Genomic DNA, 18,357 nt, shown 5'->3' with positions numbered 1-18,357 from the left:
TTAATTCTCGTAATGTTTATTGGTCATTAGACCATAAAAAGCAATGACTACAAAACAGATCAATGGTAATATAAAGGAAAAGTTGACTTCAGATAACCCTAATATTTGCGTGTCACTCACTCCAAATCCGCCTATATCAATAATTTTTCCTTGTAGTCCGGGCATTAAGGCGCCACCAACAATGGCCATAACCAGACCTGCTGCACCAATTTTAGATTCTTCTTCTTCCAAATTCTCCAATGCAATACCATAAATAGTCGGGAACATTACAGACATACATAATGACAGCGCAACAAGGCAATAAAGTCCTATTGGTCCTATTAAGAACATGGTGCCTAAAGAGGCGATAATGGCGGCACAGGCGTACAATAACAAAAGCTTTCCAGAAGATATAAATCTTAAAAGATACGTTCCAATAACCCTACCGACCAGAAACAATATGAAGGCTACAATTTGATAATTGGCAGCAGTTTCACTATCCATACCAATAGCCTCTGCGTATTGGTAAATATATGTCCAGCACATGATTTGCGCACCAACATAGAATATTTGTGATACCACACCAAAAACATATTTTCTGTTTTTTTTCAACGAATTAAAGGTATGGCTTAAGCTAGGTACAGTCCCATCAGCTTTAGATTGCGGCATTTTGCTAACGGCGATCAATACCAAAATAGCCAAAATAACCAATCCTAGAACAACATAGGGATCTCTGATCACCATTAAGTCTGATGTTCTGATCAGTGATTTTTTCGCTTCGGATAAAGCACTGTAATTTTCAATATCATCTGATTGTAAATTTTTAAGAACAAACTGCTGCGCAACCAAAAGTCCTAATAACAGACCGATAGGATTAAAGGCTTGTGCCAAATTCAATCGTTGCGTGGCCGTTTTAGGGTCGCCCATTGCCAGTATATACGGATTGGCAGTAGTTTCTAAAAAAGCGAGTCCGAAGGTTAAGATATAAAGCCCTAGGCAAAAGAACCAAAATTGCTCAGTGATAGCTGCCGGGTAAAATAATAACGCCCCCACTGCGTACAGTGCCAAGCCAATTAGCACACCTACCTTATAAGAATATTTTCTAACGAACAAAGCAGCCGGTAATGCCATACAAAAATAACCGCCATAAAAGGCCATTTGTACCCATGCCGCTTGAGAATTGGAGAGTTCCAATACTTTTTTAAAGGCTTGTACCATAGGGTCGGTAACCGCATTGGCAAAGCCCCAAAGCGCAAATAAAGAAGTAATTAAAATAAAAGGTAACAAGGTTTTTCTTGAGACTATAGGTGTTTTATCGGTCTTTGACATTGGTGGTGAGTTTTGTTGTTAGTTGATTTAAGAAGTCGTAATTGTGCTATAATGCACGATCTAAATGACTATAACCGCCGTCTACGAATATGAGCTGACCGGTAGTGTGGCTAGATTTTTCAGAAAATAAGAAAGCGACCATATCGGCAATTTCTTCTGCAGTGGTCATTCTATTTTCTAAAGGAATGTTTTTGGTAATTTTATCAAGTCGTTCCTCTGGGTTTGGGAATGATTTTATCCAACGGTCATATAATGGTGTATAGCACTCCGCTACAATAACTGCATTAACACGAATAGAATAGGGTAGTAGTTCAACCGCCCACTCTCTGGTAAGTGCATTTCTGCCACCATTGGCAGCAGCATAGCCAGAAGTTCCACCTTGACCGGTAACCGATGTTTTGGAACCGATATTTACAATGGCACCTTTATTTTTTTTGAGTTCAGGAAGCGCATAATGCGCCATCATGTAGTAATGCGTGAGGTTTCTAGAAATAGAACGCATAAAATCATCATGGTTTCCATCTTCCAAACCTACAGAATCGTTTACACCGGCATTATTTACCAAGCCGTCAATTCTTCCAAAGCGTGCTATACAACTGTCAACAGCCTCTTTGCATTTTTGTGGGTCCGTTAGTTCGGCAAAAGCGTAACCTGCTTGTCCGCCTTCTTTTTCTATTTCAGAAATTACAGAGACGATATTCGCTTTATTTCTACCTAGAATATAAGGTATTGCACCTTCTTTTGCCAGACTGATACTTATACCTCTACCAATTCCAGATGAACCTCCAGATACTATTATAATTTTATTTTTCAGTTTTAAATCCATCGTTGGTATGTTTTAATGTTGTTAATAAATTAAGCGCTTACTCCGTAAAAATCCATAGCATTCAACCCCATTACTTTTGCTTGTTCCGTATCGGATAATTGCTTGATATAAGATGTAACTATTTTCTTTGTTTTAGCATAGCTACCAGCCAATAAACAAACAGGCCAGTCTGATCCAAATAGAATACGGTCTGTGCCAAAAGCCTCAAAAACGATATCTATATACGGCGTAAGATCCTCTTGTTTCCAAGAGCTCCAATCAGCTTCTGTTACTAATCCGGAAAGTTTACAATATACATTGGGACATTTGGCAAGTTTTTCAATTCCCAATTTCCAATTTTTAATTCCTCCGGATTTAATAGGTGGTTTGGCAATATGATCTAAAACGAACTTTTGATTTGAAAATTTAGACACTAGTATCGTAGTATTTTCTAATTGATTCGGTAAAACCAAAAGATCATACGTTAGATTTAACGGAGCTAATTTTTGAATTCCGTTTGTAAATGCTCGGTCTAAAATAAAATCTTCTTTTTCTGTTTGTAGAATATGGCGTACACCTTTAAAAAGCTTGTTTTGGGCAAATTGTTCCAAGCGTTTTTGCACATTACTATCACATAAGTCTACCCAGCCAACTACACCTTTTATAAAATTGTTTTTTGCAGCCAAGTCTAATAAGAAGGTAGTCTCATTTTCAGACTGATAGGCTTGTACGGCAATACAACCATCAACATTGTTTTCAGTAAGTATTGGTTTTAAATCACCAGGTAAAAAATCACGTTGTATGATTTTCATAGTGCTATCGATCCAGCTATCTCTAACCGGATCGTACTTCCAAAAATGTTGATGGCTGTCAATGATCATTTTGTGTATGCCTTGGCAACTTGTTTAGAACTACCTAATTTTTCAATACCCAATTCAACCACATCGCCAGGGTTTAAATATCTAGGAGGATTAAACCCTAAACCTACTCCAAATGGTGTTCCTGTAGAGATAATATCACCTGGTAACAGCGTCATATATTGACTAATGTAACTTACTAGTTCCGGTATGTTGAATACCAAATCTTCGGTATTACTATTCTGTAAAAGTTCACCATTTACCTTTAACCATAGGTCTAGGTCATGCGGGTTGCTAACTTCTTCTTTGGTCGCTAAAAATGGACCTATAGGAGCAAAAGTGTCGCAACTTTTACCTTTTACCCATTGCCCCTGTTTTTCTAATTGAAACTCCCTTTCACTATAATCGTTATGTAGGGTATAGCCAGCAACATAGTCCATCGCATCGGCTTCTTCAACATAGCTAGCTTTTTTACCTATTATAACAGCCAACTCAACTTCCCAATCGGTCTTTTTACTGTTTTTTGGGATGATGACATCATCATTGGGTCCTACGATAGCAGAAGTCGCTTTAAAGAACAGAACAGGCTCTGTAGGTACTTGCATACCACTCTCCGCTGCATGTTTTGCATAGTTTAATCCAACACAAACAATTTTAGAAGGCTTTTTTATAGGAGGTCCTAATCTTGTATTCTTATCTATTTTAGGTAAATCATTAGCTTTTTCATCAACCCAAGATGTAAGTCGGGCTAAACCGTCGTTCTCAAAAAAAAGCTCATCATAATCTTCACCAAAACCTGAAGTATCTATCCAATCGCCATTTTCATGAATTACTCCTGGTTTCTCATTTTCGGGTGATCCAAATCGTATTAGTTTCATTTTTTTTATTTTATCCGTTAAGTTTTATGAATCCCCCGTCAATAGGGAAATCCGTTCCAGTAATAAAAGAAGCTTCGTCTGAACAAAGGTAAAGAGCTAGGTCAGCAACTTCTTGAGGTTTGCCCATTCTGCCAATTGGTTGTGTGGCAGACAGATTTTTGAACATTTCTTCTTCCTGTCCCGGGTAATTTGCTTTTATAAATCCGTCAACAAAAGGAGTATGAATTCTAGCCGGTGAAATACAATTGCAACGTATACCATCTTTAATATAATCTTTGGCAATGGAATACGTCATGGTAAGAATAGCACCCTTACTCATTGAATATGCAAAACGATCATTTATACCTACGTTTGAAGCTATCGATGCCATATTAATTATGACACCACCATTTTTTTTCATCTTGGGAATAAGCGCATACATGCAGTTATAAGGACCTTTAACATTGACATTATAAACACGGTCCAAATCATCTACGGCAGTCTTTTCAATATTACCTATGTGGGCAATGCCGGCATTATTAATGAGTATATGAATGTCCTTTTTAGCGGTGATTTCATCCAGAACACTAATAACCTGTTTTTGGTCTACAACATTACAATTGTATGCTGTAGCAACTCCGCCTTGTTCTTTGATAAGATTTACCGTGCTCTCTGCATGTTCTATGTTCAATTCTAAAATATGAACATTGGCACCTTGTGCAGCAAATGTGGTTGAGATAGCTTGACCAATACCGCTACCACCACCGGTTATAATTACGTTTTTACCTTTAAGGTTAAACTTCATGTTTTAGTAGTTTATTTGTTCATTAATTCTTCTTTCCAAAATGCCCCGTCAGGAAAAGTATAGGTGTCCAATGAGTCTTCTTTCATGGTAATGCTATATCCTGGTAATTTTGGAGGCATATACGCTCCATCTTTTATGACAACAGGCTCGTAAAAATGTTCATGTAAATGATCTACGAATTCTATGATCCTATTTTCCATTGATCCACTAATAGCTATATAATCTATCATAGAAAGATGCTGAACATATTCGCACAGCCCAACACCACCGGCATGCGGACATACGGGAATGTTGAATTTAGCTGCCATTAATAAAATAGCCAATATTTCATTTACGCCACCAACCCTACAGCTATCAATTTGGCAAATACCGATGGCACCGGCTTGCATTAGTTGTTTAAAGATAACCCTGTTTTGGCAATGTTCGCCAGTTGCAACCTCAATAGGTTTAACAGCTTTGGCAATTTTTGCATGCCCCAAAATATCATCGGGACTCGTTGGCTCTTCAATCCACCAAGGGTTGAATTTTTTAAGCGATTCCATATTGGTAATAGCTTCATCAACATCCCATTTTTGGTTGGCATCCATCATAAGTTTTAAATCGTCGCCAATTTCTTCACGAATAATCGCGGCACGTCTCATATCATCTTGTAGGTCAGAACCAACCTTTATTTTCATATGCTTAAAGCCACTTGCCTTGGCTTCTTTGCATAGACGTCGCATTTTATCATCAGAATATCCTAGCCAACCGGCAGACGTGGTGTAGGCAGGATACCCTTTATCCTTTAAATGATCTATTCTTTCCTGCTTGCTGGCCTCTTTTTGCTGCAAAAGCTCCAAGGCTTCGGTAGGCGTAATAGCGTCTGTAATATATGTGAAATCAATACATGAAATTAACTCGGCAGGTGACATGTCTGCCAATAATTTCCATAAAGGTTTCTTCTCTACTTTCGCATATAAATCCCAAACGGCATTAACCACGGCACCGGTAGCAAGGTGAATAACTCCTTTCTCAGGACCTAACCATCGCAACTGACTGTCGCCTGTAATCATTTTCCAAAAATCACCCATATTAGAAGTAAAGCTTTCTAAAGATTTACCTACTACCAAATGCGCGAGAGATTTTATGGCTTGGGTACAAAGTTCATTACCTCTACCTATAGTAAAAGTTAATCCGTGACCTTCATGACCTTCTGGTGAATTTGTTTTTAATATTACATAAGCGGCACTATAATCTGGATCAGGATTCATAGCATCGGAACCATCTAAAGACTTGCTGGTAGGGAAACGAATATCCCTTGAGATGACGTCAGTAATTATAATTGAATTTGACATTGATTTTGTTTTATTCAAAATTATGGGAACATTTTGCCTAAAACCACCTCATAAAATACCAAATCTGATACTTTTTTTGCATAAAGCCTATAAATGTTTTCGATGTTTGCTTAAAAAGGAAGAAGGAGATTGATCTTTAATGATTTTAAACTGACGATTAAAATTTGAAATATTTCCGAATCCGCATGCATATGCAATTGAAGTTATACTTTCCTTATTTTCTAGAAGCATTTTACAAGCAAAACCAATTCGTATTTCATTTAAAAATCTAGTAAAAGGTTTTCTGTGGATAGTTTTAAAAAATCTACTGAATGAAGATGCGTTCATGTTGACCAACTGAGCAACATCTTTAGAACTTATAGGAGTATGAAAATTTTGATATACATATTCATAAATAATATTCAATCTCTCGTTTTCTGTTTGATGAAACGTATTAATAAACCCATTGCTAGATAATAGTTTATAATTTTGTTGTTGCTCTAATTTGCTTAATAATTCAATTATTCGCGTTATTTTAATTGCAGGTTCAAGACTATGAAGGTTTTTTAATTCATTTTTTATGTTATTAGTAATGTTGTGGAACTTAATTCCTTGTGCTGCTTTTTTTAGAAGATGAGCTACGGGTTGCATTTCTGGTAGCGATAAAAATTCGTGTCCCACAAAATTATCTTTGAAGTGAACGGAAACTGCTTGTGCGGTAAGGGAAGAATTTTTTTCAAAATAGGCATCATCGTTTAACCACATATGAGGAACGTTTTTACCGATAAGAACCACCTCGCCCGATTGAAATTTCTCAATACTATCTCCAACAAATCGGGTACCCGAACTTTTTATAATATATACCAATTCTAGCTCTTCATGAAAATGCCAAACCTTTAAAAAGTTCTTATAATTATTTTGAGAAACGGTAATTGATGTGTTCGCAACACTAGATCTATCTAGTAAATGAAGCTTCATTTTATGAGTTTATCACAAAATACGAACTATTTTGTGATGTATAAAAAATATATGATTTATATTGATTACATTATACTGTCGAAAAAGGTTTTACTAGGTTTCATGGCGGAAAAGGACGAATAAAACCATATCTTCTACATATGAAATCATTTCATTCAGTGTATAGTAGTAAACTTTATCATTTTTAATGTTCATGAATATTCTCCCAATTTTAGCTCAAGGAATACAGATAAAAATGTATTCAAAAGAACAGGTTAAAGCACGTTTTGCATTAATAAATATGAAATGTTTTTTCATGTTTATGGTATTGCTATATAGTCTGATGGCACAAGGTCAAGAAAATTTTTATTTTGATCAAATTGGTACCGATGATGGTCTTTCTCAAAGTGATGTCAACTGTATTTATCAAGATTCATACGGTTATATGTGGTTTGGTACACATGACGGTTTAAATAGATACGATGGCTATTCGTTCACCGTTTTCAAACCTGATCAAAAAAGCACCAACATAAATAGTAATCTTATTTATGCCATGACGGGCGATGAAAAAGGTAATTTATGGGTAGGTAGTACCGGTGACGGACTTTTTTATTACAACAAAAAGAAAGAGACTTTTAAGCAGTTTAAGTTTGATAAAGCAAATGAGCATAGTCTATCAAATGATTACATAACCCGTTTATATCTAGATAGTAAAAATAGATTGTGGATCGCTACCAAAGAAGATATTAATATGCTTGACCTATCGGTGTCCATGGACAGTGTCAAGTTTCAAAAATTCAAGTTTGTACTTAAAGATCAAAACAAACAACAAGATGGTAGTGTTATTAATTCTATTTATGAAAATGCCGATGGTGAGTTGCTGCTAGGCGGGCATTTGGGAATTTACCAGTTAAAACTTGATGCCAAGGGTAATTCCTATTTTAAACTAATTAATGATGACATAGGCTTTAAGCATGAATCTGTGGGTGTTATTGCGCAAGACCGTTATAACAAACTTATAATTGGTACTGGGCAAGGTTTGTATGTTCAGGGTACCAAGGAAGACCCGGAATTTATAAAAATCAAAGGAGGCAACTATACTTCTTTGGCTTTTGATGATAAAAACCACATTTGGGCGGGTACCGATAATGGGTTGCTATACTTTGATAATTCTTCTAGTTTAAAACAGCCCAAGTTATTAAAATCGTTCACTTATAGACCAGAAGATAAAAACGGTATTAGTAAGAATATTATAACTTCTTTATACATTGATAGAACCGGTATTTTATGGGTGGGTACAAATGGTGGTGGGGTAAACAAGTTTGACCCGAACAGGAAAAACTTCAAACATGTTAAACGTGATTTGAGGGAGAACAGTCTTAGCTACGATAAAATAAGGTCAATTTTTGAGGATAGTAATGGCACACTTTGGGTAGGTACAGAAGGGGGAGGCTTAAATAAAAGCGTGGCAAGTAAAGAAAAATATTCTGTCTTTACCTCTACAAATCAGCTTAGAAAAGTATTTGCACTAGAGGAGATTAGTTTTAAAGGCAAAAAATATCTTTTGCAAGGCGGTCAAAACTATCCTTATTTATTTAGAATAGATATTACAAATCCTCAAAACGGTATTTCTAACGTAACCGGTTTAGAAGGTATAAAACGTAGCGTGTTTAGCTTATTGAACGATTCTCAAGATAATTTATGGATAGGCACATATTCTGGGGGTTTGTATCGATGGATAAAAGGCGATGACGGTAATTATATAAAGCAAAATTTTCAAGAAAATTCTAGTGATCCTAATTCCTTGTCCAATAATATAGTAAGGAATATCTATGAAGATAGTAAAGGAAATATATGGATCGCTACCGGAGATGGACTTAGTCAATTGACCATAACGGAAAAGTATAAAGAACAGCCAAAATTCAAGACCTATAAAACTGAAGAAGGAAATGCTTCTTCCTTGAGTCATAATTACATTTTGTCACTTTTTGAGAGTAGAAAGGGAGAGCTTTGGGTAGGTACTTTTGGCGGCGGATTAAATAAACTAATACCCGGTAAAGAAGGTGAAGCAGCTACTTTTAAAACTTATAGCATAGAAGAAGGTTTACCGAATAATGTAATTAAGGCGATTTTAGAAGATGAACAAGGTCAACTATGGGTTTCAACAAATAAGGGATTATCAAGATTCGATACCGAAAAAGAAATCTTTAAAAATTTTGATGTCGCAGACGGTCTGCAAGACAGTGAGTTTCAAGAGCTGGCTGCGGTAAAACGCAAGGACGGAGAATTGATTTTTGGTGGTATCAACGGCTTTAATGCATTTTATCCGAGGGAAATATATGATAATGAAACATCACCGGAAACGGTGGTTACCAAGCTTTCAATTTTTAATGAGGAGATTGCTGTAGGTGAAGAAGTAAATGGTAGGGTTTTATTGGATAAGAATATATCTGAAGTGGAAGATATTACACTGAATTATAGTGAAAATAGCTTTTCGTTCGAGTTTTCATCATTACACTTTTCTGCACCCAATAAAAATCAATTCGCATACAAATTAGAAGGTTTTGATAATGATTGGGTATACACCGGTTCTGACAAAAGATTTGCAACCTATACCAATATAGAACCTGGTAATTACACACTGCAAGTTAAGTCGTCCAATAATGATGGATTATGGGATACTACTCCGTACACCCTAAATTTAACCGTAAAACCTCCTATTTATAGAACTACCGTAGCTTATATTGTTTATGGCATACTGCTATTATTGCTTCTGGTTAGCTTGTGGAGGTTTACCATTATTAGTAACACCAAAAAGCATCAGTTGGAGCTAGAACATTTGGAAAAAGAGAAAAATGATGAGCTACAGACCTTAAAACTCGATTTCTTCACCAATATTTCTCACGAGTTTAAAACACCGCTTACCTTGATAAAAGCTCCGTTAGAGTATTTGTTAAGCGGTAAAGATGAGATGGAAGCATCTAGCTTAAAAGAGCAGTATCAACTAATGCATAAAAACACCAACTATCTTTTAAGATTGGTAAATCAATTGTTAGATTTTAGAAAGATCAATCAGGGTAAAATGTCTTTAGTAGTTAGGCATACCGATATTGTTTTCTTTATAAAAGAAGTGGCAGAGCCCTTTCAATTATTGGCGTTTAAAAAATCGGTAAAATTCAATATTGTTTCAAAAGAAGCACATTATAAGACTTACTTTGACCACAATGCATTAGAAAAGGTGATAAACAATCTATTGTCCAACGCCTTTAAATTTACACCTGAAGGAGGTGAAATTACAGTAGCGATCGATGTAGAAAAAGATGAAGTATCAGAAAAAGAGAACGTGATCATAAAAGTAAAAGATAACGGTTTAGGGATTTCAGATGTTAAAAAGAGCATCATTTTTGAAAAATACTATACCGAGAAAGAAAATGAAAAAGTAAACTCTAAAGGTGTAGGTATAGGTCTTGCATTTACCAAAAGTTTGGTGGAGTTACATTTGGGCAGTATTTCCGTTGAAAATAATGAAGGTGGAGGGTCTTGTTTTACGGTGACGTTACCAACCGATAAACAAGCATACGAAGATGCAGATGATATTAGCTGTAAGGAAATAACCGATAATGATTATTTGGTTCGATCTTCTGAGGCTGAGTCACTGGCAATAGATTTAAATGACGAGCTCGAAGATTACAATCTATCTAAGGTCAGGTCTAAAAACCCTGTGTTACTTATTGTAGATGACAATCCAGATATTATACAGTTCATTAAACAGGTTATGGGTAAAACCTACACGGTTTTTGAGGCCAATAATGGTGAACGGGGTATGGAGATTGCTAAAAAAGTGTTGCCAAATATTATTATTACAGATGTAGTAATGCCGGTAATGGGCGGTATTGAGTTCTGTGAAATGATAAAAACCACCAACATTACCAGTCATATTCCGGTAATTATGTTAACCGCTAAAACTTCGCAAGAAAGTGAGATTGAAGGTTTGTCGCATGGTGCAGATGCCTATTTAAAGAAGCCGTTCAACGTTCAGGTTTTAGAGCTTAAAGTAGCGAACATCCTTAAGGATCGGGAAGAACTTCGTAAACGATTTAAAAAAGAAATTACGCTACAACCAAAAGAAGTAACGGTTACTTCTTTAGACGAGAAGTTTTTACAGCAAGCAGTGGAAACGGTAGAAAAACACATGATGAATACCGATTTTAATGTAGAAATGTTAGTAAAGGAAATGGGGCATAGTCGAAGTAATCTATACTTAAAGTTTAAAGAGCTTACCGGTTTGTCATCAAGTGAATTTATAAGAAATATTCGTTTAAAAAGAGCCATTCAATTACTGGATAACAGCGATTTTTCGGTGAAGGAAATAATGTTCAGAACTGGGTTCAATACGGCATCCTATTTTTCTAAATGCTTTAAAAAAGAATTTGGAGTGGTACCAAGCGAATACATTAAAAAAACAAAGGTAGAACAAGATTAATAGGACTAAACCAATGAATAAAACCATTAATTACGTTGTTGCACTTATATGTGTTTTAGCATGTTCTCTAAGTTCTTGTAAAGATAATAGTACTAAAAATCAGCTTGCAGCACATTCATTTGAAAAACCGAATGTTCTTTTTATAATGAGTGATGATCAAGGTTATGGTGATGTCGGTTTTCATGGTAACCCCATCATTAAAACGCCACATATCGATGCTTTGGCAGCAAAGTCTACCGAGCTTACCAATTTTCATGTTGGTACAACCTGTACACCATCTAGAGCTGGTTTGCTCACAGGTCGCAATAGTAATAGGAACAATTCATGGCATACCATTGGTGGCTGCTCTATATTGAACAAAGAAGAACAAACCATTTCAGAAGTTTTTCAAGAGGATGGCTATAATACAGCCATGTTTGGTAAATGGCATTTAGGTGATAACTATCCGTATAGACCACAAGATAGGGGCTTTAAAGATGCTCTGTATCATGGCGGTGGCGGTATAGGGCAAACGCCCGATTATTGGAACAACGATTATTTTAATGACACCTATTTTAGAAATGGCAAACCTGAAAAGTTCGAGGGGTATTGTACAGATGTTTGGTTTAATGAAACTATAGAATATATTAAAGATCAGAAAGATACTCCTTTTTTTGCATATGTAGCTTTAAATGCACCTCATGGTCCGTTTAACGTTCCTCAAGAATATTTAGATATGTATGCAGATGCTGATCTAAATGATACCCAAAAACGTTTTTATGGAATGATCAGCAATATAGATGACAATATTGGTAAGCTGATGGAATATCTAGAATCTTCAGGGAAATTAGAAAATACGATTGTAATATTTACCACAGATAATGGTACGGCGGCCGGTATCGGTAAAAAGAATGGGGCGGTTACAGGTTATAATGCGAATTTAAAAGGAACAAAAAGTAGTCCTTATGATGGCGGTCATAGAGTGCCGTTTTTAATCCATTGGCCAAAAGGAAATATAACTGCCGATCATTTAGAACAGAGTAATGATCTAGTATCTCATGTAGATATATTACCTACGCTAGCCAAACTCTGCGGCATTGACTTTACTCCAAAAAATGAATTGGATGGTACCGATGTTTCTCAAGTGTTTTATCCAAATAAAAAACTAGAGGACCGAATGTTGGTTGTAGACACCCAACGTTTACAATGGCCGGTAAAATATAGAAATAGTTGTGTCATGCAAGGGGAGTGGCGATTGGTTAACGGCAACGAGCTTTACAACATGGATACCGATTTTGGTCAGGTAGAAGACTTGAGTTCCAAATTTCCAGAGCGAGTAAAGAATATGCAAGCGTTTTATGAAGATTGGTGGAAAAGTACTGAACAAGATATGCATTATTCAAGCATTCCTTTAAACACGCCAAACAACGAAAACGTGTTGCTTACCATTCATGATTTACATTCAGAGGATCCAATACCGTGGAATCAAGATTTGATACGGAAGGGTGAGCAACAGCCAGAGGGATATTATTTAATAGAAATTACAGAACCGGGAAACTATCAATTCGATTTGTACCGATATCCACCAGAATCTAACTTCGCTATAAACGACACTGTAGAAGAAATAGCCTCTAAACCCAATTGGAACGGACTAGCAAAAGGTAAAGGGATAAAGGTAGCGGGTGGTCAAATTCAATTAAATGACCTTGTTTTTAAGCAAGACGGAAAAGTATCGGAAAGTCATATCTCCGTTACCGGTAGCTTAGAGAACGGAACGTATAGGTTGGCTGCCAGTTTTATTACTCCAGATACATCAGAATTCCCAGCGTATTATGTAAATATTACCAAAATATGAAAAAGCGTTTACTTATCTTATTAGGGGTCATAAGTTGTTTTATTGCATGTAAAGAACAAGAGAAAACACAGAAGAAAGATAAACCAAATTTCATTTTCTTGTTTGCAGATGATTATACATATGATGCTATAAATGCTTTGGGCAATGCAGAAATAAAAACGCCGAATTTGGATCGTTTGGTCACAACGGGGACCACGTTTACAAACGCTTACAATATGGGCGCGTGGAATGGTGCTGTATGTGTAGCTTCAAGATCAATGATAATATCTGGCTTAAGTGTTTGGGATGCACAAAAGAAGTATGAAGCCTGGAAGAAAGACCAAGACTTGGAACATACTTGGGGGCAATATATGAAAGCTGCGGGTTACGAAACCTATATGGGAGGCAAGTGGCATGTTACCGCCAAGACTCAGAAAGTATTTGACTATGTAAAAAATGAAAGACCAGGTATGCCCAAAGATCGTTGGGACCATGCTGCTATGGTAAAAACTTTTGCAGAGTTGCCTAAAGATATCAATCCGGCAACGGTGATGCCTTTGGGATACAATAGACCAATAGATGAAAAGGATACCTTGTGGAATCCTGCAGACCCAAAACATGGTGGTTATTGGGAGGGCGGTACACATTGGAGCGAGGTCGTTAAAAACGATGCAGTTGCGTTTTTAGATGAGACCAAAGACCGAGTGAAGCCTGTTTTTATGTATTTGGCTTTTAATGCGCCACATGACCCTAGGCAAGCACCTCAAGAATTTTTGGACATGTATCCTTTAGAGCAAATTTCGATTCCAAAAAATTGGCAAGAAGTCTACCCAGATAGAGTAGGTATAGATAATGATTACCAATTGAGAGATGAGGCTTTGGCCCCATTTCCAAGAACAGCCTATGCCACCAAAAAACACATTCAAGAATATTATGCATTAATTACGCATTTAGACCAACAACTTGGGGAAATTTGGAAAAAAGTAGAAGAAACTTTAGAACCCAAGAATACGTATATAGTTTTTACTGCCGATCACGGTTTGGCAATAGGCAAACATGGGCTAATAGGCAAGCAAAGTTTGTTCGATCATAGTATACGTGCACCTTTTATTATTTACGGACCTGATATTCCTAAAGACAAAAAGGTAAATACTGACATCTATATTCAAGATGCTATGGCCACTGCGCTAGATTTAGCAGGGGCGCCAGCAAAAGAAAAGGTGTTCTTTAATAGCATATTACCACTGGTCAAGGGCACACAGAAAAGTAGTAATTACCCATCAATTTATGGGTCATATGTTAATTCGCAGCGAATGATCAGAAAAGATGGATTTAAATTGTTGGTATACCCAAAGTTGAACAAACTATTACTTTTTAACATGGAAGATGACCCAGATGAAATGAAGGATTTAGCAACCAAAGCAGAATATAAAGCAAAGGTGGAAGAGCTTTTTGGAGAATTGCAACAGTTACAAATGAAAATGAAAGATTCGTTAGATTTATCAGCCACTTACGCCAAGTTTAAATCAAAAATATAACGCTAGATGTTGAAGTTTAATTGGAGATATGGGTGCATAGTTCTACTGGCAGTATTATTATTATTGGCTTGTAAAGGAAAGGTAGAGGAGAAACGATTTACGTTGATATCTGAAAAGCAATCTAATATAGATTTCAATAATAAGATTTGGGAGACAGAAGAAATGCATTATTTCTCATTTCCTTATTTATACATTGGTGCAGGTGTTGGGGTAGGAGATTTTAATAATGATGGCTTGGAAGATATTTTCTTTTCGGGTAACCTGGTACCCTCCAAGCTCTATTTGAATAAAGGGGGTTTTGTTTTTGAAGATATTACAGAAGTGGCCGGTATTACTGGCGATTCGTGGGACAATGGAGTTTCTATTGTTGACATTAATCAAGATGGATGGTTAGATATTTATGTTTCCGTTGGTGGATTCACCACCGAAAACAAAAGAAAAAACAAGCTGTATGTTAACAATGGGGATGCTACCTTTACTGAGCAAGCAGCTGATTATGGCATTGCCGACAGTGGTTTTTCTACGCAAGCGGCCTTTTTAGATTATGATAAGGATGGTGACTTGGATCTATACTTGTTAACACATGCCAAGGAGAATACAGATCAAGTAGAAAAGCTTTATTCATTAAAAGATGGGTCGGGTCCAAGTACTGATAAATTATATAGAAATGAAGGTATTGGTCCAAACGGTCATCCCGTTTTTAAAAATATATCGGCAAGTGCAGGTATTTTAACAGAAGGATATGGCCTAGGAGTAGCCGTTGCCGACATAAATAAAGATGGATGGCCCGATATTTATGTAGCCAATGATTTTTTAGCTAGTGATTTATTGTACATCAACAATCAAGATGGTACGTTTTCAGATCAATTGTCATCTTATTTTAGTCATACCGCCCGTAATAGTATGGGAATAGAAATGGCTGATTTTACGAATAATGGACTGCTTGATATTTTTGTTTTGGATATGCTTCCCGAGTCAAATGAGCGCCAAAAAACCATGACGGCCAACATGAATCCACAACACTTTAAGGAAACTATAAAAAAAGGATTTCAGCCACAGTTTATTCGTAATGTGTTGCAATTGAACAGAGGTGAGGGTACTGATGGTAAGCCAATATATAGCGAAGTTGGTCGCTTGGCAGGTTTGCATGAAACCGATTGGAGTTGGGCTCCCTTAGCGGCGGATTTTGATAATGATGGATCTAAAGATTTATATATTACGAATGGTTTCAGAAGAAATATAACCGACCATGATTTTCAAGATTATTCTAGTCAGCAACATATTTTTCAAAAGGGAACGGGTAAAATGCGCGAAGCAAAGGTTGTGAAGCGAATTTTAGACTTAGATAGTATATACTTGCCCAACTACATGTTTAAAAATGAGGGCGAATTAAAGTTTGAAAATAAAGTGAAAGATTGGGGCTTTGACAAGGCTTCTTTAAGTAACGGTGCAGCCTATGCCGATTTTGACAATGATGGTGATTTGGATTTGGTGGTTAATAACATCAACGCCCCTGCATTTTTATATCGTAACAATTCAAATAAAAACCATTACCTACAATTAGACGTAATAGGTAAAGAAAATAATAAGAATGCATATGGTGCACAGGTAGGATTGCATTTTAAAGATGGTACAGTGGCGTATCAAGAAAAAAATCCGGTTAAGGGATACATGTCTAGTTCTCAGGAAAAATTACATTTTGGCTTGTCAAAGAATAAAGAGTTGCAAAAAGTATCTATTACATGGCCAGATGGAATTTCAGGTGAATTTTCTCCGGAACGTTTAGATACCATTTATCGCATTGATCCATCAACAATAGAATTGGTTAACGCGAAAGGAAAAAATAAGGGTTCTACCTTATTGACATCTTTCATGTTAAACCATACCCACGTAGAAAACAGGGGAAACGATTTTATCCATGAGCCCCTACTTTTACATCAGTTCGATTATAATGGCCCTTCAACTGCCGTTGCGGATTGTAACGGAGACGGTTTAGACGATATTTTTATTGGTGGTAGCCGGGGTAATTCAGGACAATTATTGTTTCAACAAAATGATGGTACTTTCATCGCTAAGCCATTAGCCGAACAGCCTATTTATGAAGATGGAGGAGCATTGTTCTTTGATGCCGATACAGATGGCGACTTGGATCTTTATATAGTAAGTGGAGGCAGTGCGGTAAAATACTTTGATAAAGGGCATTATCAAGACAGGTTGTACTTAAATGATGGAAAGGGCAATTTTAAATATCACCCCGATGCATTACCACCAATCTTGGCAAGTGGTTCTTGTGCAGTGGCCACTGATTTTGATGGGGATGGTGATTTGGATTTGTTTGTAGGTGGTAGGGTTACACCAGGGAGTTTTCCAATTGCCCCAAAAAGTTATTTATTACGTAATGATGCGGGTAAATTTACAGATGTAACCTTACAATGGGCGCCAGAACTATCGGAAATCGGTATGGTTACCTCAGCAATTTTTTCTGATGTAGATAATGATGCTGAAATGGATTTGTTAGTGGTAGGGGAGTTTATGTCGATTACGTTATTTAAAAAGAAAGATGGAGAATTAATTAAAACTGCAATTTCACCTTCCATTGATTCTGCAAAAGGTTGGTGGAATAGTATTGTTGGGGGCGATTTCGATAATGATGGCGATACCGACTATGTCGTAGGTAACCTAGGCAACAACCATGCTTACAAAGTCACCAAGGAAAAACCGCTACGTATTTATGCGAATGATTTTGATAGTAATGGCAGTGTTGATGCCATAGCTACAAGATTTATCCGTGATAAAGAAGTAAGTATAGCACCTAGAAATTTATTGGCTACCCAGTTAAATAGTGTAAAAGGGGTGTTTAGAAGTTATAAGGAATTTGCAGAATCTAGCACTCAAGATTTATTGCGGGTGTTAGACACTACTTCTATGCAAATTTTGGAAGCCAACGAATTTGCCTCAATGTATCTGGAAAATACAGGAGATGGTAAGTTAGAACCTATTCAACTGCCGTTGGTTGCTCAATTTTCTGTAGTACAGGGTATGCAAGTTGCCGATGTTAATTTTGATGGAAATTTAGATTTGTTAGCGGTAGGTAATTTATATCATACAGAGGTGATCTCTGGGTATATAGATGGTGGCAATGGATTGGTTCTGTTAGGTGATGGCAAAGGAGGTTTTAGGGAATTACCTTATAGGGAAAGTGGTTTTTACGTGCCCGGTGACACCAAAAGTTTAGTTCAGTATCAAAATAGTGATCAACAACCGCGATTTGTGGTTACGGTAAATAACGGAGGTACTAAAGGATTTAAATATCAGAATGCTAAGATAGATTCAATAATTTCTTGGCCAAAAGGCACTACTAAGGCTGCCCTAGAGTTGCAGAATGGAAAAATTAGGAAAGTAGAAAGATATTGGGGTAGTGGTTACCTGTCCCAACCAGCACAATATATTTTAAAACCAGATGCAATTCGCACTGTTGAATTTAAATAATAGTGCATACACTATAAGTAAAGGAAACAGCTACTAAATATTTAGAAATGTCACATAACCTCTTTTTAGGATGTATGGTTGACATGCTTGTAGACTCACATTGATAGATATTCAGAAAACGATTGGTCTTGC

At 36.6% G+C, this 18,357-nt stretch carries 11 protein-coding genes; 4 read left to right on the top strand and 7 right to left on the bottom strand.

All coding sequences use genetic code 11. The features are described from left to right. The 7 genes from fucP to EXIGUO8A_RS01225 form a co-directional block, all read right to left on the bottom strand. Positions 1–1,308, bottom strand: a complete 1,308-nt coding sequence (fucP, locus tag EXIGUO8A_RS01255; RefSeq protein ID WP_159301641.1) for an L-fucose:H+ symporter permease — start codon at positions 1,306–1,308, stop codon at positions 1–3. A 46-nt stretch (positions 1,309–1,354) separates the two neighbouring features. Further along, complete coding sequence (locus EXIGUO8A_RS01250) at positions 1,355–2,134, bottom strand: L-fucose dehydrogenase (protein WP_159301640.1); 780 nt, start codon at positions 2,132–2,134, stop codon at positions 1,355–1,357. Between the two features lie 29 nt (positions 2,135–2,163). Next, positions 2,164–2,994, bottom strand: coding sequence for an amidohydrolase family protein (locus EXIGUO8A_RS01245; protein ID WP_159301639.1), 831 nt, complete (start codon positions 2,992–2,994; stop codon positions 2,164–2,166). After that, a complete protein-coding gene (locus tag EXIGUO8A_RS01240; RefSeq protein WP_159301638.1) occupies positions 2,991–3,848 on the bottom strand; it encodes a fumarylacetoacetate hydrolase family protein in 858 nt (285 codons plus the stop codon). The genes EXIGUO8A_RS01245 and EXIGUO8A_RS01240 overlap by 4 nt, the downstream gene beginning before the upstream one ends. A gap of 10 nt (positions 3,849–3,858) precedes the next feature. Then, on the bottom strand, positions 3,859–4,632 hold the full coding sequence (locus EXIGUO8A_RS01235) for an SDR family NAD(P)-dependent oxidoreductase (protein WP_159301637.1): 774 nt from the start codon (positions 4,630–4,632) through the stop codon (positions 3,859–3,861). Positions 4,633–4,643: 11 nt separating this feature from the next. Further along, positions 4,644–5,966: an L-fuconate dehydratase gene (locus tag EXIGUO8A_RS01230; protein ID WP_159301636.1), complete on the bottom strand. Its 1,323-nt coding sequence runs from the start codon at positions 5,964–5,966 to the stop codon at positions 4,644–4,646. Between the two features lie 87 nt (positions 5,967–6,053). Beyond that, entirely contained in the window at positions 6,054–6,923 is an 870-nt protein-coding gene (locus EXIGUO8A_RS01225) for an AraC family transcriptional regulator (RefSeq protein ID WP_159301635.1), read from the bottom strand. A gap of 295 nt (positions 6,924–7,218) precedes the next feature. On the opposite strand from EXIGUO8A_RS01225, the gene EXIGUO8A_RS01220 reads away from it, so the two are divergent. The 4 genes from EXIGUO8A_RS01220 to EXIGUO8A_RS01205 are packed head-to-tail and all read left to right on the top strand — an operon-like array spanning position 7,219 to position 18,225. After that, positions 7,219–11,385: a hybrid sensor histidine kinase/response regulator transcription factor gene (locus tag EXIGUO8A_RS01220; protein WP_159301634.1), complete on the top strand. Its 4,167-nt coding sequence runs from the start codon at positions 7,219–7,221 to the stop codon at positions 11,383–11,385. 13 nt (positions 11,386–11,398) lie between these two features. Beyond that, positions 11,399–13,219, top strand: coding sequence for an arylsulfatase (locus tag EXIGUO8A_RS01215; protein ID WP_159301633.1), 1,821 nt, complete (start codon positions 11,399–11,401; stop codon positions 13,217–13,219). Beyond that, positions 13,216–14,736, top strand: coding sequence for a sulfatase-like hydrolase/transferase (locus EXIGUO8A_RS01210; RefSeq protein ID WP_159301632.1), 1,521 nt, complete (start codon positions 13,216–13,218; stop codon positions 14,734–14,736). The genes EXIGUO8A_RS01215 and EXIGUO8A_RS01210 overlap by 4 nt, the downstream gene beginning before the upstream one ends. Positions 14,737–14,742: 6 nt before the next feature. Continuing rightward, complete coding sequence (locus EXIGUO8A_RS01205) at positions 14,743–18,225, top strand: VCBS repeat-containing protein (protein ID WP_159301631.1); 3,483 nt, start codon at positions 14,743–14,745, stop codon at positions 18,223–18,225. Positions 18,226–18,357: the final 132 nt, after the last annotated feature.

The organism is Maribacter litoralis (genome assembly GCF_902506355.1).
Lineage (GTDB): Bacteria > Bacteroidota > Bacteroidia > Flavobacteriales > Flavobacteriaceae > Maribacter > Maribacter litoralis.
Note: the sequence above shows the minus strand (reverse complement) of the source record. Positions and strands in the feature narration are given on the sequence as shown.